This window comes from Mesorhizobium wenxiniae (genome assembly GCF_002284535.1).
GTDB classification, from domain to species: Bacteria; Pseudomonadota; Alphaproteobacteria; order Rhizobiales; family Rhizobiaceae; genus Mesorhizobium; species Mesorhizobium wenxiniae.
This window is the reverse complement of the sequence record NZ_NPKH01000039.1, coordinates 114,074-136,475: the sequence shown is the minus strand read 5'-3', so window position 1 is coordinate 136,475 and position 22,402 is coordinate 114,074. Positions and strand designations below refer to the sequence as shown.

Here is a 22,402-nt window from a genome sequence, read left to right as displayed (position 1 = left end):
CAGCTTGAAATGGAGAACCCACAATGACCGATGCAGCCAGGATTCGCGAACATATGGAAGTGATCGGCGCCGACGGCGTCCATGTCGGCACCGTCGACAAAGTTGAGGGACAACGAATCAAGCTGACCAAGCGCGACAGCGGCGAGGGCGCCCACAGGGGGCATCACCACTATATTCCGCTCAGCCTCGTAGCCGAAGTCGAGGGCCAGAAAGTGCGGCTGTCGGCAAATTCGGATGTTGCGGTCACATTCGAGGAAGAAAAATCCGACCCCACCTGATCACGGCCATTAATCACGGCCCCATTTTTGATTACGGCAGCGCGCATTCAGCGCGACGACCAGACCGGAAACAGGTCGCCGTCGGCTGGCGTCGCGGCAAAGACACCGCGGCTGATGGCGCGCGCCATGGTGGCGCCGGCCGCTGCGTAGAGGTCGATGGCGTCATTGGGCGCGAGCTCGATACCGCTCTTGCCGGTCGCCAGCGCGAAAACCAGATCCCCGTCGGCTGGCGTGTGTGTTGGCCAAATGGCGCGCACGAAGCCGTCATGCGCTGATATCGCCAGGCGTTTGGCGGCGGCCTTGGTGAGGACGGCGTCCGTGGCGATGACGGCGATGGTCGTGTTGCCGCCGACCTCCGTCCGTTTCCCGATATGCTTGTCGCGAAACTTCAGCAGGATCGTTTTCGCGTCCTCCGGCATAGGCGAGGGATAACCAAGCCCGCCGAACTCGCCGCCGATCTCGAAGGGCGCCGCCCAGAAGTGGCGGGTTTGGGCGATCGTCACCGAGCCGGTCGGATTGACGGCGGCGAGCCCACCGATGGTGACGCCGCTGTCGAGCACCGTCGAGGCCGAGCCGAGGCCGCCCTTGAGGCCGGAACTCAACGCACCGGTGCCCGCGCCGACCGTGCCCAGCGCAAAGTCGAGGCCGACAGCCTGTGCCGCCTCATAGCCGAGATCGCGGTAGGGCGGATAGCGGCCCCAATCCTTGTCGCCGCCATTGCGCAGGTCGAACAGGATCGCCGCCGGCACGATCGGCACGCGAAAGCCGCCGACCTCGACACCGATGCCCCTTTCACGCAGTGCCGCCTGTACGCCGGAGGCGGCGTCGAGACCGAAGGCCGAACCACCCGAAAGCACCACAGCATGGATCGCCTCGATCGAATTGTGTGGCTCGAGCAGGTCGGTCTCGCGGGTGCCCGGCGCACCGCCCAGGATCTGGACACCGGCCACCGCAGGTACGTCGCAGACGATGGTGGTCACCCCGGACCTCAGCCTCACATCGGAAGCGTTGCCGACGCGCAGGCCGGCGACATCGGTGATGAGATTGCGCGGCCCTGTCCGAAACATCATTTGGCCTCCGCCGGCGCGAAATTTGCGCCGTTGAAACGGAAGACCCGATAGAGGTTTTCGGTCAAGTCGCCCTTGCCGTCAAAGCGGATCGGTCCGATCGCGGTGCTGAAGTCGCGCGCGGTGAGCGCATCGGCCAAAGGCTTGTTGGAGGTTTCCGCCAGGGCCGTCGCCGCCTCGGCGATCTCGACCGCCGCATAGGCCGGCAGCATGTAACCCTCCGGCACGATCTTTTGCGCGGCAAAGCTGTCGAGCACCTTGGAGTCGGCGACATCATCCCATTCGGGCGGTGCGATCATCAGCGTGCCCGTGGCATAAGGCACGTCGCCGGGCGGGGTGCGCAGCGCTTCGCCGCCGGCAAAGGTGATGCCGGCATCGAGCTGGCCTGCGTCGCGGCCCATGATGGCGATGTCGTCGCCGTCGCCGCCGGCGAAGACATGCGTTGCGCCGGCTTTCCTCAGCCGCCCGATCAGCCCGATCTGGTTGTCGAGTTGCGGCCGGAATGTGTCGACGAACACCGGTTTCAGCGCCGCCTGCTCGGCTGCCGCCCGAAGCGTCTCGGCGATTTCGCGGCCGTAAATCGTGCCGTCGTCGACGATCGCGAACAGTTCGTTCTGCCATCGGCGGGTCACATTGGAGGCGACGGCGTTGCGCTCGTCATCGCCGCGCGGCCCAAGCCGAAAGATCGGCCAACCGGTCTTGGCGCGCCGGTCGGTCAGACTTTCGGTGCGCACGCCGACGGTGATGACCGGTATGTTGGCGTCCTTCAGGATCGGCAGTGCCGCCTCGATCGCCTCGGTGCAGAGGAAGCCGACGACCGCGCCGACTTTCGCCGCAACGAATTCCCTCGCCGCGGCAGCCCCGCCATCGGCTGTGCAGGCATCGTCCACCGTCTTGAGATCGACACCGTTCGCCTCCGCTGCCAGGCCAGCACCCGCCTCGATCTGCCTGCCGAGGATCGCCGAGGGCCCCGACAGTGGTGCTGCGACACCGACCAGCAGCGTTTCAGCGTTCGCATCGCCGGCGAGAGACAGCCAGGCCAGCACCGCTATTGTCGTTGTCGTGCCTATTGTCCGGGGTCGCATGCGTGCGAAGAATTCCTCCGCGCCGGTCGCGTGTTGCCGGCGCCACTTCCTGCCAAGACCTAAAGGCTGGTCAGCTTTCACGCAACACGCGAAATTCAGGATGCATGTCAACCACTTCGCTTGTGGCGTGCAATATGCCGCCATATATAACGCTGGGTTCACCTCGCTTCAAACCAATGGAAATCGCCGGTGCTGAAGAAGAACGACATAGGGCCGCAGGCCTATCGCGACGCGATGAGCCATTTTGCCGGCCACGTCCATGTGGTTACCACCGATGGCCCCGCCGGCCGGCGCGGTGCGACCGTCATTGCAGCCTGTTCGGTATCGGACACGCCGCCGACCATCCTGGTTTGTCTCAATCGCGAAAATCCCAAGAACGAGCCGTTCGTGAAGAACGGCAAGTTCGCCTTGAACACGCTGGCTTCGGACCAGGAGGCGCTGTCGGTCGGCTTTTCCGGTCTCACCGGCCTGCCTGTCGAGGAACGTTTCGCGCTGGGCGATTGGGACGTGATCTCGACCGGTGCGCCGACGCTGAAGGGCGCGCTTGCCGTGTTCGACTGTGAACTGATCGACACCAAGGATCTGGCCACCCACCGTGTGCTTTTTGGCAAGGTGACAGGCCTGCGTACCGGCGATAATTTGCGGCCGCTGATCTATCACGACCGCGGCTATCACGCTCTGTAGAGGCTCTGGATGGCTGCACCCACGGAGAGAGAATGACCGAGTTGAAATCGCGCCCCGCGCCGGCGACGATCGACGAGACGCTCGATCTGCTGACCGGCGCGGACTATGTGGCGGACCGGTCTTTGGCGACCGTCCTGTTCTTATCGCTGCGCATGAGGCGGCCGCTGTTTCTCGAGGGCGAGGCCGGCGTCGGCAAGACCGAGATCGCCAAGGTGCTGGCGCAAGCGCTTGGCCGCCGGCTGATCCGCCTGCAATGCTATGAAGGCCTGGACGTCTCCTCCGCCGTCTACGAGTGGAATTACGCCGCGCAGATGATCGAGATCCGCATGGAGGAGGCGGCCGGCAAGGTCGACCGCTCCGACATGGAGCGTAACGTTTTTTCCGAAAAGTACCTGATCCGCCGCCCGGTGCTCGACGCGCTGACCGGCAAGGCGGGGGGCGCCCCGGTCTTCCTGATCGACGAGCTAGACCGCACTGACGAGGCCTTCGAGGCGTTCCTGCTCGAAATCCTTTCCGACTTCCAGGTGACTGTTCCCGAACTCGGCACGATCAAGGCGGAGGAGCCGCCGATCGTCATCATCACCACCAACCGTACCCGCGAGATCCACGACGCGCTGAAGCGGCGCTGCCTCTATCACTGGGTCGATTATCCGAATGCCGAGCGCGAACTGGAGATCGTGCGTAGGAAAGTACCGCAGGCCAACAGCCGGCTGTCGGCAGAGGTGGTTTCGTTCATCCAGAAGCTGCGCCAGATCGAGCTGTTCAAGGTGCCGGGGGTTGCCGAGACCATCGACTGGGCCGGCGCGCTGACCGAACTCGACAAGGTGGCGCTCGATCCGGAAACCGTTTCCGACACGATCGGCGTGCTGCTGAAATACCAGGACGACATTGCCCGTATAGAACAGGGCGAAGGCCGGCGCATCCTCAACGAGGTGAAGGCCGAGCTTTCGGCGGCGGAGTAGGGCGATGGCAACGCCGCGTCGCGAACCGAAAGAGGCCACGCCGGAGGGGCGGATCGCCGACAACATCGTGTATTTCGCCCGCACCTTGCGCAAGGCCGGCATGCGGGTCGGCCCGGCCTCGGTCAAGGACGCGATCGAGGCGGTGCTGGCCGCCGGCATCGGTTCCCGCGACGATTTCTACTGGACGCTGCACGCTGTCCTCGTCTCGCGGCACGAGGACCACCCAACCTTTGACGAGACGTTCCGGCTGTTCTGGAAATCGCACGAGCTGATCGAAAAGATGCTGGCGATTTTTTCTCCGGTGGCGCCTGATATCAGAGAGAAGCAGAAGCCGCGCGCTGCGGAAAACCGCGTCAGCCAGGCAATGTTCGAGGGCCACCAGAAGAACCAGCCGGCGCAAGAAATCCCCGAGATCGAGGTCGACGCCCGCTTCACATTTTCCGGCAACGAGGTGCTGAGGGGCAAGGACTTTGCCCAGATGAACGCCGCCGAGATGGCCGACGCCAAGAAGGCGATTACCGCGTTGCGGCTGCCCTTCGACATGGTCAGGACACGGCGTTTCAAATCCGACGCGCATGGCCGACGTATCGATCCGCGCGCCATGATGCGCTCGGCCGCGCGGACAGGCGGCGAACTGATCCTGCCAAGATTCCGGTCACCGCGCGAGGTTCACCCGCCGCTGGTCGTGCTTGCCGATATTTCCGGTTCGATGAGCCAGTACACGCGCATCTTTCTGCATTTCCTGCATGCGCTGACCGAAAAGCGCCGACGCGTGCATGCCTTTGTCTTCGGCACCAGGCTGACAAATCTGACGCGGCAGATGCGCCATCGCGATCCTGACGCAGCACTCGCCGATTGCGCGGCTGCGGTGATGGACTGGTCGGGCGGCACCCGCATCGGCGATACGCTGGCCGAATTCAACCGGCTGTGGTCGCGGCGCGTGCTGGGCCAGGGCGCGGTGGTGCTGCTGATCACCGACGGGCTGGAGCGCGACGACATCGCCGGCCTGTCGGAGGAAATGGAGCGCCTGCACAAATCCTGCCGGCGGTTGATCTGGCTGAACCCGCTGCTGCGCTTCGACGGTTTCGAGGCCCGTGCCCGCGGTGTCAAGGCGATGCTGCCGCATGTCGACGAGTTCCGCTCGGTACACAATCTCGATGCGCTCGCTGATCTCTGCGAGTCGCTGGACAAGAATTCGGCGCGCTTGGTCGACCCACGCAGACGGATTGAAGGTGGCGCGTGAAGCGCCGCATAGCCATATGTTTTCTCCGGGAGAAACGGTGATGGAAAATAGTATCTATCTCGATGAGGCGCGCGATCCGCTGATCATCGCCGAAGGCTGGATGAAGGACGGCAAGGATGTCGCCATTGCCACCGTGGTCGAAACCTGGGGCTCGGCGCCGCGTCCCGTCGGCAGCCATCTTGTCATCGACGCGGAAGGCAATTTCCACGGCTCCGTCTCTGGCGGCTGCGTCGAAGGCGCGGTGGTCACCGAGGCAATCGATGTCATCGACAGCGGCAAGGCAAAGATGCTGGAGTTCGGTGTCGCCGATGAGACCGCCTGGCAGGTTGGCTTGTCCTGCGGAGGCCGCATCAAAGTCTATGTCGAGCGGTTGGGTTAGGTCGGGCACGATGGATCCTTATGCGCTGAAGACGCTGAACGCCGAACGCCGCGCCCGCCGCGCGGCGATCCTGGTCACCGATCTCGGCGACGGCCGCGACCGCACCGTGCGCGAGGGCGACCAGGTCGCCGGCGATCTGGGCGCTGCGATCGCCAAGGCGTTTCGATCAGGCAGTTCCGGGTCGGTCGAGGCGGAGGGGCGAACTTTCTTCCTCAACGCCTATCTGCCGCAGCCGCGCCTGTTGGTGATCGGCGCCGTTCATATCAGCCAGGCACTGGCGCCGATGGCCAAGATCGCCGGCTTTCCCGTCGAGATCGTCGATCCGCGCACGGCCTTTGCCACCGCAGACCGCTTTCCCGATGTCGCGCTGCATGCCGAATGGCCCGAGGATGTCCTGAAGCGCCAGCCGCTCGACAGCTATACGGCGTTGGCAGCCGTCACCCATGACCCGAAGATCGATGACTTCGCGCTGAAGGCGGCGCTCGACGCCAACTGCTTCTATGTCGGGGCGCTCGGCAGCCGCAAGACCCATGCGAAGCGCGTCGAGCGCCTGCTGGCATTGGGCGCGACCGCCGACCAGATCGCCCGCATCCACGCGCCGATCGGCCTCGACATCGGCGCAGCGAGCCCGGCCGAGATCGCCGTCGCGGTGCTGGCGCAGGCGATCCAGGCCTTCCGCTCGCGTGGCCTCGAAGCCTCCGCATCGGCCCAAAGTTCGGAATCGATTTTGGAGAAGCACGATGCGTAGATTCAAAGTAGGTGAGCGTCCTTTGCGCGTCCAAGAGGACGCGCGGCGCTCTACGGACGCGGCGGCGTGAAATTCGGCCCGATCCCGATCGACTCGGCCGAGGGCGCGGTGCTGGCGCATGCCACCACGGTCGGAGAACGGCGCTTCCGCAAGGCGCATCGGCTGAGCGCCGATGATGTATCTTTGCTCAAGGCGGCAGGGATTTCGGAGGTTGTCGCGGCTGTTCTTGCTCCCGACGATTTGAGCGAGGACGCTGCCGCCGAAAAGATCGCCGAAAGCATGATCCATCGCAACATCGAGGCCAAGCCCGCCGCGACCGGCCGGGTCAACCTGCACGCCGAGGCGGGCGGCATCTTCACTGTCGACGCGGCGAAGATCGACGCCATCAACGCCGTCGACCCGACCATCACCATCGCCACGCTGGCGCAGCACGCACCGGTCGAAAAGGGCCAGATGGTGGCGACCGTGAAGATCATTCCCTTCGCGGTCGGCTCCGTGCTGGTCGATGCGGTGGCAAGGATCTGCGCCGGCAGCGAGATCTTCGCTGTCAATGCCTATCAGCCGGTGCGTGTCGGCGTCATCCAGACGGTTCTGCCCGGTATCAAGCCGAACGTGCTCGACAAGACGTTGCGTGTCACCGAAGCCCGCCTGGCGCGCTCGGGCGGCCGGCTGACGGCGGAGCGCCGCACGCCGCATGAAGTTGGTCCCGTTGCGGAAGCTGCGGCCTCGCTGGCGCGCGACAACGACATGGTGGTGATCTTCGGCGCTTCGGCGATGAGCGATTTTGGCGACGTCGTCCCGGCGGCGATCGAGAAGGCCGGCGGCATCGTCGTCCGCGCCGGCATGCCGGTCGATCCCGGTAATCTGCTGGTGCTCGGCACACTTGGCGGCAAGCACGTCATCGGTGCGCCCGGCTGCGCGCGCAGCCCCAAGGAGAACGGCTTCGACTGGGTTCTCGACAGGTTGATTGCCGGTCTCGACGTGACGGCCAAGGATATTGCCGGCATGGGTGTCGGCGGTCTGTTGATGGAAATCCCGACGCGGCCTCAGCCGCGCGAGCCACTGCCGGCCAGGGCCGAGTTGAAAGTCGATGTCGTGCTGCTGGCCGCCGGTCGCTCCAGCCGCATGGGCGGCCCGAACAAGCTGCTGGCGCTGTTCGACGGCAAGCCGCTGGTGCGCCGCACCGCCGAGCGCGCGCTCGGTTCGAAAGCTTCGGGCATCATCGTTGTCACCGGCCATCAGCGCGAACGCGTACACGCCGCATTGTCGGGCCTGGATGTGACCTTCGCCGGTAATCCGGATTTCACCGAGGGCCTGTCTTCGTCGCTGAAGGCCGGCATCGCCCGGGTTGCCGGCGATGCCGCCGGCGCCATGATCATGCTCGGCGACATGCCTGGCGTCTCGTCGGCCGACCTCGACAGGCTGATTGACGCATTCCGCAAGTCCGAGGGCCAATCGGTCGTACGCGCCTCGCATGAGGGTAAGCGAGGCAACCCGGTGCTGCTGCCGCGCTCGCTGTTTGCGGCGATCGCTCATCTCGAAGGCGATACCGGCGCGCGCCATCTGGTCGAGGCCGAGGGGCTCGATGTCGTCAATGTCGAGATCGGCAAGGCGGCTTCGATAGACGTCGACACCCGCGAGGCGCTGGAAGGCGCCGGCGGCGTGCTGCAGGATTGACAAACCGAAGCCGAAAAACGATGCCTTTGGCATGGCTTTCCGTTTACCCCTTCTGATCGCGACGTTTCTTTTGTTTTCGGGTTTGGCGCATGGCCAAACGCTGCCGCTAAAGCCCTTCAAGGATGATCTGTTTGCCTATCCGGGCACGCTCTCATCCGAGAACAACGGCGCGTATACAGTCGTCGACTATCGCGAGCTGCGCGACATAAACGCCCGCGACAAAGTGCCGGAGCGCCGCGCGCAGGCGCAGTATGTCGACACCGGTGTGCGTAACGTGCAGCGGGATCTGTCGCTGAAGACCGATGCCGGAAATATCCGCCACGTCGGCGTCGGCCGCACGCAAGGCGCCGGCATCATCGTGCTCTATCTGCACGGGCAGGGCGGCAGCCGCAAGCAGGGCGTTGACGACTTCACCTTTGGCGGCAATTTTAACCGCATCAAGAACCTGATGGCCGGCAATGGTGGCCTCTATCTCTCACCGGACTTTTCCGATTTCGGCGACACCGGGGCGGCACAGATCGCCGCGCTGATCGGCCATTATGCCCAGCAGTCGCCGGGCGCGAAGATCTTCGTTGCCTGCGGCTCGATGGGCGGCGCACTGTGCTGGAAGCTTGCTGCCCGCAAGGATACGGGCGGCCGCATCGACGGGTTGCTGCTGCTCGGTTCGCTGTGGGATGAAAGTTTCTTCTCGAGCCCGGGCTTTAAGCGCCGTGTCCCGGTCCTCTTCGGCCACGGCAGCAAGGATCCGGTATTTCCGGTGGCAAAACAGGAAGCCTTCTTCCGTTCGATCCTGGCCAAATCGAAAACCTATCCGGCCCGCTTTGTTCGTTTCGAGACCGGCACGCACGGCACGCCGATCCGCATGACCGACTGGCGCGGCACGCTCAATTGGATGCTGTCGAAGGCGCCCTAATGCATGTCGCCGAAAAGTGTGTAGCGGTTTTGGGGCAACGACATGCATCAAGAAAAAACTTGAAGCGCGCCGCGCTTCAAGGCGCGGTGTTGTAGTCCACCACCGTCTGCGGGTTGATCTCGCCGTCGTAGGAGGCGTCGACATCGTACTGCACCAGCGAGAAATTGCCGTTGCGAAAAAGATATGTCCCGGCTGATGAGGCATCGCCGACGCCGCGCCACTTGTTGAGGGACGAGATCGTCTTGGTGGCGTCGTCGAATTCGGAATTGACCAACTGGTCGTCGGTCTGGAAGCCGGTGACGTTCATCGCCTCGACCTTGCCTTCGCTATCGTTGTTCTCATAGTGGATATCGAGTTCCGGCGAGGCGAACTGCAGCTGCCGGACGCCGGATACCTCGTCGTAGATATAGTAGACGGCACTCTCATTGTAGGCAGCCATCGAACAGAAGAAGCGGAACAGCCGCGTCTCGCGTTCGGGCTCGTCGGCCTCGGCGCCCGCATCCTTGTAGCGGAGGGAGTAGGCGTCCGGCTCTCCCAAAGGCTCGCCGCCAGGCATCTCCTTATCGCATTGTTCGCCATAGGTGGCCGCAAACGCCTCCTTGGCCTGCTCCAGCGCCGCATCCTTCTTCGGCGGCGGTCCGTCGCCGCAGCTTTCCGGCACAGCATTGTCGAAATCGGCCTTCGCCGATTTCAGCGCGCCCTTGTCGATGAAGATCGGGCGAAATGGCGGTTCCTGGATCGAGGCGTTGACCTGGCGCAGCGTGTAGCAGCCGGCAAAGACATTTTCGCTGCCGTCCTTAGCTGTCGCCCGGATGGCGACCGGAACGCTGTAATAGATGCTGCCGGCAGCACCGTCTTCGGACACGGCACCGGTTTTGACTTCGACGGCGTTGGTGCCGTCATAGCCCTTTACGAAGGCGTCGAAATCCTTGGCCGGCTTGGTGTCGCCGAAATAATCCCAGGCGCGCGCGAATTCTTGCCGGTTGATGGCGCTATAGAGCGAGCGGATGACCGCTTCGGCGTCCGACCTGTCGTCGACATAGGGCGCATCGGCGGCGAGCACTGGCTGGCCTGACACGGTAAAGGAGAAAAAGGCGGTCGCTGCGAAAAGGGCGCTTCTCATCGGGAATCTCCACCTGATGGGAAATCCTATCATACCGATTGCGGCGACGTGGTGACGCTTGAAGAATCGCCCGCGGAGGCGTTAGGTCCCGCCGTCGGCGTCCCGCCGGATAGGAGAATCACGTGACCATATCGATGTACGAAGCGGCCGTGCCGGTGTTTTCGGCCAGGTTGAAGGCGCTATCCAACGTGCTGGATATCGCCGAGCAGAATGCGCTTGATCGCAAGATCGACCCGCAGGTGTTTTTGACGTCGAGGCTGGCGCCGGACATGTACGCGTTGACCAGGCAGGTACAGATCGCCACCGATCACGCCAAGGGCGCGCCATCGCGGCTTGCCGGTCGCGAGGTGCCCAAATACGAAGACAACGAGGCGAGCTTTGCCGATCTCCAGGCGCGCATCGCCAAGACCGTCGACCATCTGGCGACATTCTCGGCTGCCGATATGGACGGCTCGGATGACAGAGTGCTCGAGCTGAAGCTTGGCCAGCGCGAATTCTCGATGACGGGCATGCAGTATCTGCTGCATCTCGCCATGCCCAATTTCTATTTCCACGTGACCACCGCCTACGACATCCTGCGCCACAATGGCGTGCCGTTAAGCAAGGCGACTTTCATGGGGTCGCGTTGAAGAATGGCGGTCGAGCCGGAATGTCGTGCGACCTGACTAGCGTGAGGACATTTCGCGGGCGACGCGCGGGAAGTCGGCTGGTTTGATGCCGATATCCGCACGGTCGGCATTGCTCATCGAATGAAGCAGCGCCAGCGCCGCGCGGTAGCGCAGATGTTCCTGCGGACGCGGACGGGCGAACATTTCAGTGAGGAAACCCATGATTCAAGCCCCTGGTTGGTCCTCCCCGAGTCCCAAATATAGTTAAATCATGACAATTGTGCAGTGCAGCATTTGCATGGCAGCTATGCCGCACCGAATTTCTTGACCACAATCGACCTCGCCGGTGAAACTCCCGGCGCGGGCTGACCGTATAGCTGAATGCCGGCACAGGGCCGGTTTTTCCGCCATTCCTGGCGGAATTCCGGACTGCATGAAAATCCAGTCCGGCTTTTACCTCCTTGCGCCTTGCGTTCACTGGACTCGCGGAAAAGTGCTAGCCGATTTGCGGCGGGCTTGGAGACAGCCCGCGCCTTCCTGTATGCTGCGGCTCCTCCCGCGCAGCCGCGCAAAGAATTCCCGCCGGAGAAAGTTCCATGCACAAGCGCCGCCTCGGTCGGACCGATCTTCTTGTTTCCCAGATCTGCTTGGGTTCGATGACCTGGGGCCAGCAGAACACCGCAGCGGATGGCCACGCCCAGATGGACCTGGCCTTTTCGCGCGGCGTCAACTTCATCGACACCGCCGAGCTCTACCCGATCCCGCCCAAGGCGGAGACGCAGGGCTGGACCGAGAAGATCATCGGCAGCTGGTTGAAAGCGAAGCGCAATCGCGATCAAGTGATCCTCGCCTCGAAAGTGGTTGGCCGCACCGCCAATGCATGGTTCCGCGGCGGGCGCCCGTCGAAGCTGGTGCGCGCCGACATCTTCGATGCCGTCGAAAAGTCGCTGACCAGGCTCAACACCGATTATTTCGATCTCTATCAGATCCATTGGCCGGAGCGGGACGTGCCTTGGGGCGCCAACCCGAACCGTGTCGGTGCCGTGCCGCTGCGAGCCGATTCCGTCGGCGCACCGGCTGGCGAGACGCCGATCACCGAGACACTCGCCGTCTTCGACGAACTGGTGAAGGTTGGAAAAATCCGCCATTTCGGTCTGTCGAACGAGAGCTCCTGGGGCGTCATGCGGTTCATCGCCGAAGCTGACAAGGGCCTCGGTCCACGCCTGGTGTCGCTGCAAAACGCCTATAATCTCGTCAACCGCAGCTTCGAGGTGAATCTCGCCGAAGTCTGCGAGCGTGAACAGGTTTCGTTTCTGACCTATTCGCCGTTGGCGCAGGGCTATCTCACCGGCAAATACGATCATGGCGCGCGGCCGCAAGGCTCACGCTCGCAGCTCTTCAATCGGGGCCAGCGCTACGAGACGCCCAACGCTGCGGAAGCGCAGCTTGAGTACAACGAGCTGGCGCGCTCTTTCGGCATGGAGCCGGCATTGTTTGCCAACGCCTATGTCACGAGCCGGCCTTTCGTCACCTCGAGCATCATCGGCGCGACGACCATTTCGCAACTCGAAATGGCGCTGTCTTGCGCCGATGTCGTCTGGACCGAGGACATGCAGAAGGCGGTCGATGCAATCCACCAGCGTGTCGGCAACCCCTGTCCGTGAGCAATACGGCCGGTAGCGAAGTTATCAAATGATTACAACGGGAAGGGGCAGAAATGGATTTTCCGATCGATGCCGTGCGCGAGAAATTTCCGGCCCTGTCGCTGACCGACAAGGGCAGTCGCCGCATCTACCTCGACAACCCTGCCGGCACGCAGGTGCCGCAAGCGGTTGCCGACGCGGTGTCACGCTGCCTGCTGACCGCAAACGCCAATCTCGGCGGATTCTTCGAAACCACGATCGCAGCGCAACAAATCGTCGATGACGCCCATGCGGCGATGGCCGATTTCCTGGCTGCTGCGAGCCCTCAGGAAATCATCATCGGCGCCAACATGACGACGCTGACCTATCACATGTCGCGCACGCTCGGCCGCACGATGAAACCGGGCGACGAAATCATCCTCACCCGCATGGATCACGAAGGCAACGTATCGCCGTGGCTGCAGCTGGCCGAAGACCTTGGCCTTGTCGTGCGCTGGCTGCCTTTCGACGAGCAGAGCTGGCAGATCGAGGAGGCGGCGCTTGCTACGCTGCTCACCGACAGGACCCGGCTCGTCGCTTTGAACTACGCCAGCAATCTGACCGGCTCGATTAACCGGGTGAAGGCACTGACCGGCATTGCCAAGCAGGCCGGCGCCCTGGTCTATGTCGACGCCGTTCAGTTCGCGCCGCACGGCCTGATCGACGTCAGGGATATCGGCTGCGATTTCCTGATCTGCTCGGCCTATAAATTCTTCGGGCCGCATTTGGGTATCTTATGGGGCAGGCTGGATGTCATCGATGCGCTGAAACCGTATAAATGCCGCTGTTCGTCCAATGCTCTGCCGGAGCGGTTCGAACTCGGCACGCCGCAGATCGAGCTGATGGCCGGACTGACGGCCGCGGTCGATTACTTTGCGGAACTCGGCGCGGCGGCAGGCGATGGCGGCTCGCGCCGCGCCAGGATCGCCAAGGCCTTCGAAAGATCAATAGCTTATGAGAACCCGCTGGCGCAAAGGCTGATCGACGGCCTGGCGGCTATCTCAAGCCTGACCATCCATGGCATTACCGATCCGGCGCGTGTCGGGGAGCGCGTCCCGACGGTCTCCTTCACCGTCGACGGCATCGTGCCGGAGACGATCGTAAGGCAGATGAATGCGGAAAACATCTTCCTGTGGTCCGGCCACAACTATGCCTGGGAAATCGTCCACCAGCTCGGCATTCCGCCCGAACAGGGCGTCGTGCGCATCGGCATCGCCCACTACAATACGGCGGCCGAAATCGACGAGACACTGGAGAGCGTGCATCGCGTCATCGCCATGCTGCGACAGGAGCGATCCTGATCCGACATCACCGCTTCTTGCCGCCGCCGAAGCCGGTGAGGAAGGCAGTAAGATTGTCGCCGAGCTCGTCGCAGAGATAGCCGCCCTCCTGCACGATGACCGTCGGCAGGCCGAGGCCGGCGATAGCCTCGCCGATGCGCGAGAAGCCCGGTGTCGTTACCGACAGTCCGCCGAACGGATCGCCTTCGAAGGCGTCGAGGCCGAGCGCCACCACAAGCGCTTCCGGCGCAAAGGCGCGGATACGCTGGAAAGCCACATCCAGCGCGTCGAGGAATGCGGCGTCGCCGGATTTGCGCGCCAGCGGCAGGTTGAAATTGTAGCCGAGGCCGGCCCCTTCGCCACGTTCGTCGGCATGACCCCAGAAGAACGGGTAGAAGCGCACCGGATCGGCATGCAGCGAGACGGTGAGCACGTCCGGTCGCGCATAGAAAATGCCTTGCGTGCCGTTGCCGTGATGCAGATCGACGTCGAGGATTGCCACCCGCGCCACATTCTTGCGGAGCGTCTGTGCCGCGACCGCTGAATTGTTGATGAAACAGAAGCCGCCGGCGACGTCGGCAAAGGCGTGGTGGCCGGGCGGACGGCAGAGCGCATAGGCAGCCGGTGCGCCTGACATCACGGCCTCAGCGGCCTCGACCGCGCTCCAAGCGCTCCACAGCGCGCTCTGCCAGGTCTCGCTTGAGATCGGGCAAGCGGTGTCGGCCATGTGATAGCCGGCCTGGCCGACCGCTGAGGCCGGATAGGAGCCGCCCCGCGCGATCGGATGGATGTTGGGGATCACTTCCGCCGAAGCGCCTTCGATACGCTGCCAGCGCACAAAGATGTGCTCGAGAAAATCGAGATATTCGGGCGTATGCACCGCCGCAACCGGTCCTGGCCCGTGATCTCTCGGCCGTTCGATCGTGCAGCCGGCGGCCCTTGCGCCGGCGAGCAGCCGTTCGACGCGTTCCGGCTTTTCCGGATTGGGTTTCTGCGCACCGCTGGAGAGGAATGCCTTGGGATCATGGCGCTTCTGTTCTTCGGCATAGAAGGCTTTCATCTTGGCTCCTCATCATCGGGTGCATCGGCGAAGGCAAAGAACGCGTCGCCGGCGATCTTCTGCACCTGCTCGTAGCTCGACCAGGCAATGCCCAGTCTTTCGTAAAAGGCTTTGGCGGTTTCATTGTCAGTGTCGACGGACAGTCTGAGGTAGACGCCGCCGTCCTCCCGGCATTCTCGCGCGGCACGGCGCAGCAGGCGTTCGCCGATCCTGCGGCCGCGAAACCGATTTTCGACATAGAGGTCCTGCACATAAACGCCGGGCCGGCCCATCCAGGTCGAGAAGATCGGGAAATGCAGGCACAGGCCGGCGAACTCGCCGCCGACTTCCGCAATCAGCGTCGAGAAGGCAGGGTTTTCGCCAAAGCCGTAGGTGCGAAGGTCGTCGGCCGTAGAAGTGATTTCCTCGGGCGCGCCGATATGGGCGCCAAGCCGCAGGATCGCAGCATGGATGGTTTCGATGTCCTCGACGGTGCCGGGCCGGATGCGAATGTCTTTTGACGCTGGGTTGATCACGGCCGCATCTCAGAACGCCACCCGGTCGCCGCCCTTGAGCGCCAGCATCTCACGCGCCTCAGCGGGCGAGGCGACGTCCAGCGACAGCCCGTCGAGCACCCTGCGGATACGGCGCACCTGGTCGGCATTGGACTTTGCCAGCTGGCGGCCGTCGTAGAGGCTATCCTCCAGCCCAACGCGGACATTGCCGCCCATCGCTGCCGCAATCGAGATCATCGGCATCTGGTGGCGGCCGGCGGCCAGCACCGAAAACTGATAGCTGTCGCCGAACAGTTTGTCGGCGATACGCTTCATATGGACCAAATTGTCGGGATCGGCGCCGATACCGCCCAATATGCCGAACACGAACTGGATGAACAGAGGTCCTGACACCAGCCCCCGGTCGCGAAAATGCGCTAAAGAATAGAGGTGGCCGACATCATAGCATTCGAATTCGAAGCGTGTGCCGCAGCCCTTTCCAAGTCTTTCGAGCACGGTCTCCATGTCGGCAAAGGTGTTCTTGAAGATCGTGTCGCGTGTCGCTTCAAGCAGCTTGGGCTCCCACTCGTGATGCCACTCTCTTGGCCGGTCGAGCATCGGGAACAACGCGAAATTCATCGAGCCCATATTAAGCGAGCACATTTCGGGCTCGGCCCTGAGCGGTGCGGCCAGCCGCTGGTCGAGCGTCATCAGCGACGAGCCGCCGGTGGTGATGTTGATCACCGCTGATGTCGCCTGCTTGATGCGCGGCAGGAACTGCATGAACACATCAGGATCGGCGGTCGGCCGCCCGTCATTGGGATCGCGGGCGTGAAGATGCAAGATCGAGGCGCCGGCTTCGGCGGCGGCAATAGCCTCTGCGGCGATCTGGTCCGGCGTCACCGGCAGGTGCGGCGACATTGACGGCGTGTGCACCGACCCGGTGACGGCGCAGGTGACGATGACTTTTCGCGGCGCCATTTCAGCCTTCGACCGGCAGGTCGAGCTCGCCGGCCAGCACCTGCAGCGAGTCGCCGATGATGGCGACGATTTCGCCGACCTGTTCCTTGGTAATGATCATCGGCGGTGCCACCATGAAATTGTCGCCGTCGAAGCCGCCCTTGACCTTTCGCCCATAGATGATCAGGCCGCGCTCATAGGCGAGGTCGAGCAGCCGCTGGGTGGCCTTCTTCGCCGGTGCGATCGGCCCCAGCGTATTGGGGTCGGCGACCATCTCGGCACCTAGGAGCAGGCCCTTGCCGCGCACGTCGGCGATGAACGGAAACCGCTTGGCTAACCCCTTCAGCCCGGCCATCAAAATATCGCCCATGTCAGCTGCATTGGCGATCAGGCCGAGACGATCCATCTCGCTAAGCACGGCGAGCCCGGCGGCGCAGGCGAGCGGATTGCCGGCATAGGTATGGCCGTGCTGGAAGCCGCCGGAGGCGAGCAGCGGCTGCACCAGCCGCATCGGTGCCGCCAGCGCGCCGAGCGGCGCATAGCCCGAGCCCAGCCCCTTCGACAGCGCGACGATGTCGGGCTTGCAGTTCCAATGGTCGCCACCGAGGAATTTTCCGGTGCGGCCGGCACCGCTCATCACTTCATCATGGATGAGCAGGATGCTGTAGCGGTCGCAGATTTCGCGGATGCGCGGATAATAGCTGTCCGGCGCGACCAGCGCCGCGGTGGCAGCGCCGCCGACCGGCTCCATGATGAAGGCGAGCACGCTTTCCGGCCCTTCGGCGAGGATCTTCTCCTCCAGCATGTCGGCGTAGCGGATGCCGCGCTGCTCCATCGAGAGATTGTCGCGGTCGCGCCAGGCGGCCGGCGCCGGCACGGTCGGCATGACCTGCATCATCGGTGTGAAGGTTTCGGCCAAGGCGTCGTCGCCGGTGACGGATAGCGAACCAAGCGTGCCGCCATGATAGGAGGGAAAGCGGGTGATCACCTTCCAGCGCTTGGGCTGGCCTGTCGCCACTGCCCACTGCCGCGCGAGCTTGATGCAGGATTCCGTCGCTTCCGAGCCACCCGAGACGACAAAAATGCGGTCCATGCCTTCGGGCAGCTTTCCGGCCAGCTCGCGCGCGAGCTCCTCGGCCGGCTCGTTCTCGAAATGCAGCCGGTAGGCGAAGGTTGCGCGGTCCATCTGCCGCTTCATCGCATCGAGCACGTTGCGGTTGGAATGACCGATATTGGCGACCATCGGTCCGCTCGATCCGTCGATGAAGCGGCGGCCATCCTGCGTCCAGATGTAGATGCCTTCGGCGCGGTCGACCAGCGGCCGGCGCAGGCTGGACAGATAGAACAGATGCGATGGCGGGCGCGTCTCGGTGTCCGGGGCAGGGGTTTGGGACTTCAGCATGTCAGGACTTTCCGAGATAGCGGTCGAGAACATTTTTGGTGACGAGCTCGACCATCGGGTCCTGCCTTAGCAGGCCGGCGACCCATTCGCAGCTTCCGGCGTGGAACACCTCGCCCTTGCCGCGCGGGAAATTGACGATCATGCCGTTGCCGCGCTTGACCTTGTCGAGATTGGCGTCGCTCGCCTCGCCGAACAGCGTTTCGGCGGTGAAGCGTCCGTCCTCGTCGCCGAGGAACTGGTCTTCGAACGGAATATCGGCGCTCTCCTCGACTTGGGCAGCCATGCCGACCGCGAGAATTTGCAGCCCGTCCGGTGCGCCGCTGTTGGGCGTAGGGTAGGGCAGTCCGCCTCGGATCTCGTGGTCGAGCCCGTCGACCTCATAGCCATAGACATGGCTGTCGGCGCCGAGCAGGTCGCCGTAGTAGATGCCTGTGCCGGCGAACGCCCAATGCTCCGGCCTGTAGACTGGAAAGCCGCGGACGCCGCGCGGCGTGCAACCGCCCCAGCCGGCGTAGAGGCCCCTCGTCGCATTGAGCCCGAAAGTCGAGGCGCCCGGCCGGCCAATCTCAGGTGCTTCCCAGGAGTTCGTGGCACGGGTCACGTCGCCGCCCCGATAGGCCGGATCCTCGGCGCGGGCGCGGTATTTGTAACAGACTTGCCGGCGGCCCTCGTCCTCCAACCTGGTCTGCCACATGAAATTGCCGGCGAAGCGCGCCGCATGGCCGCCGCGCTCGACATAGGCGTCGACAGTGTCGCGCATCTCCCAGGTCCAGTATTCGTCATGGCCGACGAAGACGACGCAGTCATAGCCGTCGAGGATTTCGGGTGAAAAATGCAATTCGTGTTGACTGGCGAGATCGACCCCATAGCCGGCACGCTCGGCAAAACGAAAGAAGTGGCTGTCATAGCTTGCCCAGCCGGACGAGGCGTATTTCTTCGAATGGCCGGTGGCGAAGGCCCATTCCATATGCGGATAGCGCGGCACGGTCTTGGGCGGCACGGCGACCTCGAGCGGCACGCGCGGCGCCTCGTTCGGCAGAACAACAAAACCGCGGCACCATGGCCGCTGCTTTGACACTATTGGGGCATACTGGTCGCGGTTCGGGCCGGTGATGCCTTCGTAATGATTGGAGCCACCCCACGTGTTGTAGGCAAGCCAGGTGCCGGTGGCTGCAACCTGCAGCACACGACCGCGTTTCTTGCCGGGCTGCGGGTTAACGATGAAAAGATCCTGGCAGGAGATCGGCTTGCCGTCGCGGCCGTCCGCCGTCAGCGTGATGCGGTAGGCTCCGGACGGCCAGTCGTCGCCGACCCGGAATTCAAACGAAGCGCCCCAGCCGCAGCCCACGACCGAACATTGGTCGGGTGTATCCTGCCAGCGCGCCGCGATCCCAGCCTTCTCGAACATTTTCGTTTCGGTGCCGCCATCGCGGACGATCGACATGCTGAAGCTGGAGGCCGTCGAGCTGACATGCAGCACCACCGTCTCGTCCCGGCGGTATGAAAAACGATCGCTGTAACACCAGATCTCGCCGCGTTCGCCATCCATGCCCGGCCACTCGTAATAGTGGCCGCGCACGGCTTGCCTGCGCTGGTGGGGCGTCAGTCCGAAATCGGGGAATTCGGTAGGAAGCTTGGTCATGAAGGCCTGTGAAGGGTCGAACGCGTCATTTCGACCATCTGCCGGCCAACCGTCAATTGGAAACGATCGGGCCAGCGATAGCTCACAGCCGGCCTTGGCCTTGCCTTCCAAACCGACTATCTCACAAAGGGTGGCCTTTTTCGCCACGGGAGCCGACATGCTGAGAGTGCAAAAGGTCAAGGTGGACGACATCTACGTGCCGACCGCGCGCAGGAAGACACTGCATCCCGAGACCGTCCGGCATCTGGCCGAAGACATTCTGGAAAACGGCATGAAGACGCCGATCCAGGTGCGCCACGACGGCAAGCGCCATGTCCTGGTCGAAGGCCTGCATCGGCTGGAAGCGGCGAAGTGGCTCGGCGAGACCGATATCGACGCCTATCTGGTGCAAGCCAAGCGCCACTAAGCTCTCCTTCGGCGTTCGCCGGAATCGGCCTGGTGAAATTTTCGCGGGACGCTGTCGGGCTGCGCGTTGCCCGCTCGTCCTTGAGACGGAAACCGGCATTCAAGCCAACTCTTTTGCAAGTGAGGAGACCATCATGACCACCAAGCTCGACATCGCCCCCGGCTCCGACCGCGAACTGGTTCTTGCCCGCATCATCGATGCGCCGCGCGAGAACGTCTATCGCTGCTGGACCGAGCCGAAGCTCGTGACGCAATGGTTCGCGCCCAAGCCGTGGACGACGCCGCGCGCCGAAATGGACGTGCGCACCGGCGGCTCCAGCCTGGTCGTCATGGCGGGACCCGACGGCAACGAATTCCCGAACCCCGGCATCTTCCTCGAAGTCGTGCCGGGCAAGAAGATCGTTCTCACCGACGCCTATACGAAGGCGTGGGAGCCGTCCGAAAAACCGTTCATGACGGTCGTGCTGACCTTCGAGGATGAGGGCGAGGGCAAGACCCGCTACATCGCCCGGGTTGCGCATTGGTCCGTCACTGACCGCGAAGAGCACGAGAAGATGGGCTTTCACGAGGGCTGGGGCCAGTGCGCCGACCAGCTCGAAGAAGTCGCCAAGCGGCTTTGATATCAGCGGGACGGAAGGAGACCGACATGTCCAGAGCGATGTTTTTCGCCATTTTCGCCTCGGCTGCAGCGCTCTTCGCCGCGCCGGGCTCCACCAAAGCCGAGGAAGCAAAGCCCGTCATGACCACTGAAACGAAAGCAATGCCGAAGCCGGCGAAATCCGGCCTGCTGCCGATCAACGGCCTGAACTACTATTACGCCGTCTACGGCAAGGGCGAGCCGCTGCTTCTGCTGCATGGTGGTCTCGGCACCACCGACATGTTCGCGCCGATCCTGCCGAAGTTTGCCGAGAACCGAACCGTCATCGGCGTGGACCTGCACGGCCACGGCCGCACCGCGCTCGGCGACCGGCCGCTCAGCCTGGAGGCGATGGGCGACGACATGGCGGCGATCGTCAAGGCGCTCGGCTACGAGCAGGTCGATGTCATGGGTTATTCGCTGGGCGGCGGCGTCGCCTTCCGCATGGCCGTCCAGCATCCTGAAGCGGTGCGCCGGCTGGTCCTGGTGTCGGCCGGCTATGCCGCGGACGGCTTCTATGCCGACATGCGCACCCAGCAGGCGCAGGTCGGCGCGGCGATGGCCGACATGATGAAAGACACGCCGATGTACAAGTCCTACGTGGCGGTCGCGCCGCATCCGCAGGACTTTCCGAAGCTGCTCGATCAACTGGGCGCCCATATGCGCAAGGACTACGACTACTCCGCTGACGTACCCAAGCTGAAGATGCCGGTCATGCTGGTTTTTGGCGACAGCGACATGTACCGGCCCGAGCATGAGATCAAATTCTATCAGATGCTCGGCGGCGGACTGAAGGACGCCGGCTGGATGCGCGAGAACCTTTCGCAGAACCGGCTGGCCATCCTGCCGAACCGCACCCATTACGACGTGTTCTTCGCGCCGGAACTGACAGCAGTCACTCTGCCCTTCCTCAATGGCGAGACCAAGGTCAAGACCTGGGACGAGGTCATCAGCGAATAACCACCTGACAGCGGCCTGCCCGGCCATCTCCCGCGAGATGGCCGGGCAGGCTTATCCCTCTGAAGCCGGCTATAAGCCTTGGCAATCCCGACACGTCGTGGGGCCAATGGCATCTCCCGCATCACAGCCATAAATGGCCGTATCAAGGCTTTTCAATTGACGCTGCTGTGCCGGCAGCTACCTTGCCGACAATCTTCAGAAAGAGGGGCGCAGGTAATGGCGAAATATCAGGGTGGCTGCCTGTGCGGCGCGGTGCGTTACCGCACCGATGCCACGCCGATCAACGAGCGGGTCTGCCATTGCCGGCTCTGCCAGAAGGCGCTGGGCGCGGCCTTCAACGCACGCGTGCTGTTCCGCATCGACGACGTGACCATCGACGGGCCGGTGGCGACGGTGAATTCCTCGCCCGATCTCAAGCGCGGCTTCTGCCCGGGCTGCGGCACGACGATGTTTTCCCGGCGCGACTCCGCCGGCATCATCGGCGTGACCTCAGGCTCGCTCGACGCCCCTTCGGTATTCAAGCCGCAGATGCATATGTGGACCGCCTCGAAGCAGCCCTGGGTGCAGCTTGACGACGGCCTGCCGCAATATGAAGGCGCGCCACCCCCGAACTGAAGCACAGGCGAACTGAGCGCAAAGCGTGCCCAATTTTTTCATCCGGGACACGAGATAGCCGGCAAAGCGTCATTGGCGAGCCATCATTGCCGCCTATCTATCACGTGCGGGTCGGCAGTCGAGGAGGCGACGGATGAAAGACAGAATCAATACCCTGGATGAGCTTTTGAGCGATCCGATGGTCAAGCTGGTGATGGAGCGTGACCGCGTACAGCCGGCCGAGCTTCGCTCGCTGCTTGAAGAAAAGGTTCGCCGGGATGATGCACCGGTCGTCAACGATCGCCCCGTCACCGACCGCTTCATACCGCCCGCTCACATGGTAGCCGAGAGCTGCCACAAGCTATGGCTGTGCGGCTAGGCAGCGGGCCTCCAGGCGTCGGCGATCCTTCGCGCCCTCTCCGTCCTGCCGGCGTTTCCAAGCTCTCACCGCTACGCTGATAAAGCGGGCGCCATGTATTCTGTTTGCCCAGCTCTCGTCCTAACAATTTGATTCAAACTTTGTTGGCAATTTCTCGTTAG

At 63.3% G+C, this 22,402-nt stretch carries 25 protein-coding genes; 16 read left to right on the top strand and 9 right to left on the bottom strand.

The genetic code is table 11. The features are described 5' to 3' along the window. Window positions 1–23: 23 nt before the first annotated feature. Window positions 24–278: a DUF2171 domain-containing protein gene (locus tag CIT31_RS30850; RefSeq protein WP_095521634.1), complete on the top strand. Its 255-nt coding sequence runs from the start codon at window positions 24–26 to the stop codon at window positions 276–278. Between the two features lie 47 nt (window positions 279–325). Here CIT31_RS30850 and CIT31_RS30845 read toward each other — a convergent pair whose 3' ends face one another. Together CIT31_RS30845 and CIT31_RS30840 are read right to left on the bottom strand one after the other, a co-directional pair. Beyond that, window positions 326–1,345 (bottom strand): P1 family peptidase, encoded by a 1,020-nt coding sequence (locus CIT31_RS30845; protein ID WP_095521869.1) that lies wholly within the window; start codon window positions 1,343–1,345, stop codon window positions 326–328. After that, window positions 1,345–2,430 (bottom strand): branched-chain amino acid ABC transporter substrate-binding protein, encoded by a 1,086-nt coding sequence (locus CIT31_RS30840; RefSeq protein ID WP_095521633.1) that lies wholly within the window; start codon window positions 2,428–2,430, stop codon window positions 1,345–1,347. The genes CIT31_RS30845 and CIT31_RS30840 overlap by 1 nt, the downstream gene beginning before the upstream one ends. Before the next feature lie 189 nt (window positions 2,431–2,619). Here CIT31_RS30840 and CIT31_RS30835 point away from each other — a divergent pair, with 189 nt between their 5' ends. The 7 genes from CIT31_RS30835 to CIT31_RS30805 all read left to right on the top strand — a co-directional run bounded on the left by CIT31_RS30835 (window position 2,620) and on the right by CIT31_RS30805 (window position 9,036). Continuing rightward, complete coding sequence (locus CIT31_RS30835) at window positions 2,620–3,114, top strand: flavin reductase (RefSeq protein ID WP_065008149.1); 495 nt, start codon at window positions 2,620–2,622, stop codon at window positions 3,112–3,114. Between the two features lie 32 nt (window positions 3,115–3,146). After that, a complete protein-coding gene (locus CIT31_RS30830) occupies window positions 3,147–4,076 on the top strand; it encodes an AAA family ATPase (RefSeq protein WP_095521632.1) in 930 nt (309 codons plus the stop codon). A gap of 4 nt (window positions 4,077–4,080) precedes the next feature. Next, window positions 4,081–5,319 carry a vWA domain-containing protein gene (locus CIT31_RS30825; protein WP_095521631.1) on the top strand — a complete coding sequence of 413 codons (1,239 nt, stop codon included), beginning with the start codon at window positions 4,081–4,083 and terminating at the stop codon, window positions 5,317–5,319. A gap of 40 nt (window positions 5,320–5,359) precedes the next feature. Then, the gene (locus tag CIT31_RS30820; protein ID WP_065008152.1) at window positions 5,360–5,698 is read left to right on the top strand and encodes an XdhC family protein; all 339 of its coding nucleotides are present in this window, start codon (window positions 5,360–5,362) and stop codon (window positions 5,696–5,698) included. A 10-nt stretch (window positions 5,699–5,708) separates the two neighbouring features. Then, window positions 5,709–6,446, top strand: coding sequence for an XdhC family protein (locus CIT31_RS30815; RefSeq protein ID WP_095521630.1), 738 nt, complete (start codon window positions 5,709–5,711; stop codon window positions 6,444–6,446). Window positions 6,447–6,512: 66 nt separating this feature from the next. Beyond that, a complete protein-coding gene (locus tag CIT31_RS30810) occupies window positions 6,513–8,123 on the top strand; it encodes a molybdopterin-binding/glycosyltransferase family 2 protein (protein WP_095521629.1) in 1,611 nt (536 codons plus the stop codon). 31 nt (window positions 8,124–8,154) lie between these two features. Further along, window positions 8,155–9,036, top strand: a complete 882-nt coding sequence (locus CIT31_RS30805; RefSeq protein ID WP_206073437.1) for an alpha/beta hydrolase — start codon at window positions 8,155–8,157, stop codon at window positions 9,034–9,036. A gap of 76 nt (window positions 9,037–9,112) precedes the next feature. On the opposite strand, the gene CIT31_RS30800 is transcribed toward CIT31_RS30805, so the two are convergent. Further along, window positions 9,113–10,159 (bottom strand): DUF1176 domain-containing protein, encoded by a 1,047-nt coding sequence (locus tag CIT31_RS30800; RefSeq protein WP_095521628.1) that lies wholly within the window; start codon window positions 10,157–10,159, stop codon window positions 9,113–9,115. A gap of 122 nt (window positions 10,160–10,281) precedes the next feature. Here CIT31_RS30800 and CIT31_RS30795 point away from each other — a divergent pair, with 122 nt between their 5' ends. Next, window positions 10,282–10,788, top strand: a complete 507-nt coding sequence (locus CIT31_RS30795; RefSeq protein ID WP_065008156.1) for a DUF1993 domain-containing protein — start codon at window positions 10,282–10,284, stop codon at window positions 10,786–10,788. Window positions 10,789–10,824: 36 nt separating this feature from the next. Here CIT31_RS30795 and CIT31_RS30790 read toward each other — a convergent pair whose 3' ends face one another. Further along, complete coding sequence (locus tag CIT31_RS30790; protein ID WP_023798224.1) at window positions 10,825–10,989, bottom strand: hypothetical protein; 165 nt, start codon at window positions 10,987–10,989, stop codon at window positions 10,825–10,827. Between the two features lie 374 nt (window positions 10,990–11,363). Between CIT31_RS30790 and CIT31_RS30785 the strand changes: the two genes are divergently transcribed. Both CIT31_RS30785 and CIT31_RS30780 read left to right on the top strand, forming a co-directional pair. After that, on the top strand, window positions 11,364–12,431 hold the full coding sequence (locus tag CIT31_RS30785; protein ID WP_095521627.1) for an aldo/keto reductase: 1,068 nt from the start codon (window positions 11,364–11,366) through the stop codon (window positions 12,429–12,431). A gap of 53 nt (window positions 12,432–12,484) precedes the next feature. Beyond that, complete coding sequence (locus CIT31_RS30780) at window positions 12,485–13,750, top strand: cysteine desulfurase-like protein (RefSeq protein WP_095521626.1); 1,266 nt, start codon at window positions 12,485–12,487, stop codon at window positions 13,748–13,750. A gap of 7 nt (window positions 13,751–13,757) precedes the next feature. Here CIT31_RS30780 and CIT31_RS30775 read toward each other — a convergent pair whose 3' ends face one another. From CIT31_RS30775 to CIT31_RS30755, 5 genes are read right to left on the bottom strand one after another with little or no spacing between them, the layout of a single operon-like run. Beyond that, a complete protein-coding gene (locus CIT31_RS30775) occupies window positions 13,758–14,789 on the bottom strand; it encodes a histone deacetylase family protein (protein WP_095521625.1) in 1,032 nt (343 codons plus the stop codon). Beyond that, entirely contained in the window at window positions 14,786–15,301 is a 516-nt protein-coding gene (locus tag CIT31_RS30770; protein ID WP_425350688.1) for a GNAT family N-acetyltransferase, read from the bottom strand. Before CIT31_RS30770 ends, CIT31_RS30775 begins: the two co-directional genes overlap by 4 nt. 12 nt (window positions 15,302–15,313) lie before the next feature. Continuing rightward, a complete protein-coding gene (gene kce, locus CIT31_RS30765) occupies window positions 15,314–16,243 on the bottom strand; it encodes a 3,5-dioxohexanoate:acetyl-CoA acetone transferase (RefSeq protein ID WP_095521624.1) in 930 nt (309 codons plus the stop codon). A 1-nt stretch (window position 16,244) separates the two neighbouring features. After that, the gene (locus tag CIT31_RS30760) at window positions 16,245–17,624 is read right to left on the bottom strand and encodes an aminotransferase family protein (protein ID WP_095521623.1); all 1,380 of its coding nucleotides are present in this window, start codon (window positions 17,622–17,624) and stop codon (window positions 16,245–16,247) included. Between the two features lies 1 nt (window position 17,625). Beyond that, entirely contained in the window at window positions 17,626–19,266 is a 1,641-nt protein-coding gene (locus CIT31_RS30755) for a N,N-dimethylformamidase beta subunit family domain-containing protein (protein ID WP_095521866.1), read from the bottom strand. A 157-nt stretch (window positions 19,267–19,423) separates the two neighbouring features. Between CIT31_RS30755 and CIT31_RS30750 the strand changes: the two genes are divergently transcribed. The 5 genes from CIT31_RS30750 (at window position 19,424) to CIT31_RS30730 (ending at window position 22,241) form a co-directional block, all read left to right on the top strand. Further along, entirely contained in the window at window positions 19,424–19,672 is a 249-nt protein-coding gene (locus CIT31_RS30750) for a ParB N-terminal domain-containing protein (protein ID WP_065008163.1), read from the top strand. Window positions 19,673–19,805: 133 nt separating this feature from the next. Then, complete coding sequence (locus tag CIT31_RS30745) at window positions 19,806–20,291, top strand: SRPBCC family protein (RefSeq protein ID WP_095521622.1); 486 nt, start codon at window positions 19,806–19,808, stop codon at window positions 20,289–20,291. A gap of 26 nt (window positions 20,292–20,317) precedes the next feature. After that, window positions 20,318–21,268, top strand: coding sequence for an alpha/beta fold hydrolase (locus CIT31_RS30740; RefSeq protein WP_095521621.1), 951 nt, complete (start codon window positions 20,318–20,320; stop codon window positions 21,266–21,268). A 216-nt stretch (window positions 21,269–21,484) separates the two neighbouring features. Further along, the gene (locus CIT31_RS30735; protein WP_095521620.1) at window positions 21,485–21,883 is read left to right on the top strand and encodes a GFA family protein; all 399 of its coding nucleotides are present in this window, start codon (window positions 21,485–21,487) and stop codon (window positions 21,881–21,883) included. A 133-nt stretch (window positions 21,884–22,016) separates the two neighbouring features. Then, a complete protein-coding gene (locus CIT31_RS30730) occupies window positions 22,017–22,241 on the top strand; it encodes a hypothetical protein (RefSeq protein ID WP_029353718.1) in 225 nt (74 codons plus the stop codon). Window positions 22,242–22,402: the final 161 nt, after the last annotated feature.

Coding starts and splice junctions, on each gene's coding strand:
- CIT31_RS30755 (WP_095521866.1), bottom strand. CDS start 19,266: ATGACCAAGCTTCCTACCGAATTCCCCGATTTCGGACTGACGCCCCAC.
- CIT31_RS30820 (WP_065008152.1), top strand. CDS start 5,360: ATGGAAAATAGTATCTATCTCGATGAGGCGCGCGATCCGCTGATCATC.
- CIT31_RS30740 (WP_095521621.1), top strand. CDS start 20,318: ATGTCCAGAGCGATGTTTTTCGCCATTTTCGCCTCGGCTGCAGCGCTC.
- CIT31_RS30805 (WP_206073437.1), top strand. CDS start 8,155: ATGGCTTTCCGTTTACCCCTTCTGATCGCGACGTTTCTTTTGTTTTCG.
- CIT31_RS30785 (WP_095521627.1), top strand. CDS start 11,364: ATGCACAAGCGCCGCCTCGGTCGGACCGATCTTCTTGTTTCCCAGATC.
- CIT31_RS30830 (WP_095521632.1), top strand. CDS start 3,147: ATGACCGAGTTGAAATCGCGCCCCGCGCCGGCGACGATCGACGAGACG.
- CIT31_RS30730 (WP_029353718.1), top strand. CDS start 22,017: ATGAAAGACAGAATCAATACCCTGGATGAGCTTTTGAGCGATCCGATG.
- CIT31_RS30760 (WP_095521623.1), bottom strand. CDS start 17,624: ATGCTGAAGTCCCAAACCCCTGCCCCGGACACCGAGACGCGCCCGCCA.
- CIT31_RS30845 (WP_095521869.1), bottom strand. CDS start 1,345: ATGTTTCGGACAGGGCCGCGCAATCTCATCACCGATGTCGCCGGCCTG.
- CIT31_RS30815 (WP_095521630.1), top strand. CDS start 5,709: ATGGATCCTTATGCGCTGAAGACGCTGAACGCCGAACGCCGCGCCCGC.
- CIT31_RS30800 (WP_095521628.1), bottom strand. CDS start 10,159: ATGAGAAGCGCCCTTTTCGCAGCGACCGCCTTTTTCTCCTTTACCGTG.
- CIT31_RS30790 (WP_023798224.1), bottom strand. CDS start 10,989: ATGGGTTTCCTCACTGAAATGTTCGCCCGTCCGCGTCCGCAGGAACAT.
- CIT31_RS30780 (WP_095521626.1), top strand. CDS start 12,485: ATGGATTTTCCGATCGATGCCGTGCGCGAGAAATTTCCGGCCCTGTCG.
- CIT31_RS30775 (WP_095521625.1), bottom strand. CDS start 14,789: ATGAAAGCCTTCTATGCCGAAGAACAGAAGCGCCATGATCCCAAGGCA.
- CIT31_RS30825 (WP_095521631.1), top strand. CDS start 4,081: ATGGCAACGCCGCGTCGCGAACCGAAAGAGGCCACGCCGGAGGGGCGG.
- CIT31_RS30750 (WP_065008163.1), top strand. CDS start 19,424: ATGCTGAGAGTGCAAAAGGTCAAGGTGGACGACATCTACGTGCCGACC.
- CIT31_RS30745 (WP_095521622.1), top strand. CDS start 19,806: ATGACCACCAAGCTCGACATCGCCCCCGGCTCCGACCGCGAACTGGTT.
- CIT31_RS30850 (WP_095521634.1), top strand. CDS start 24: ATGACCGATGCAGCCAGGATTCGCGAACATATGGAAGTGATCGGCGCC.
- kce (WP_095521624.1), bottom strand. CDS start 16,243: ATGGCGCCGCGAAAAGTCATCGTCACCTGCGCCGTCACCGGGTCGGTG.
- CIT31_RS30840 (WP_095521633.1), bottom strand. CDS start 2,430: ATGCGACCCCGGACAATAGGCACGACAACGACAATAGCGGTGCTGGCC.
- CIT31_RS30735 (WP_095521620.1), top strand. CDS start 21,485: ATGGCGAAATATCAGGGTGGCTGCCTGTGCGGCGCGGTGCGTTACCGC.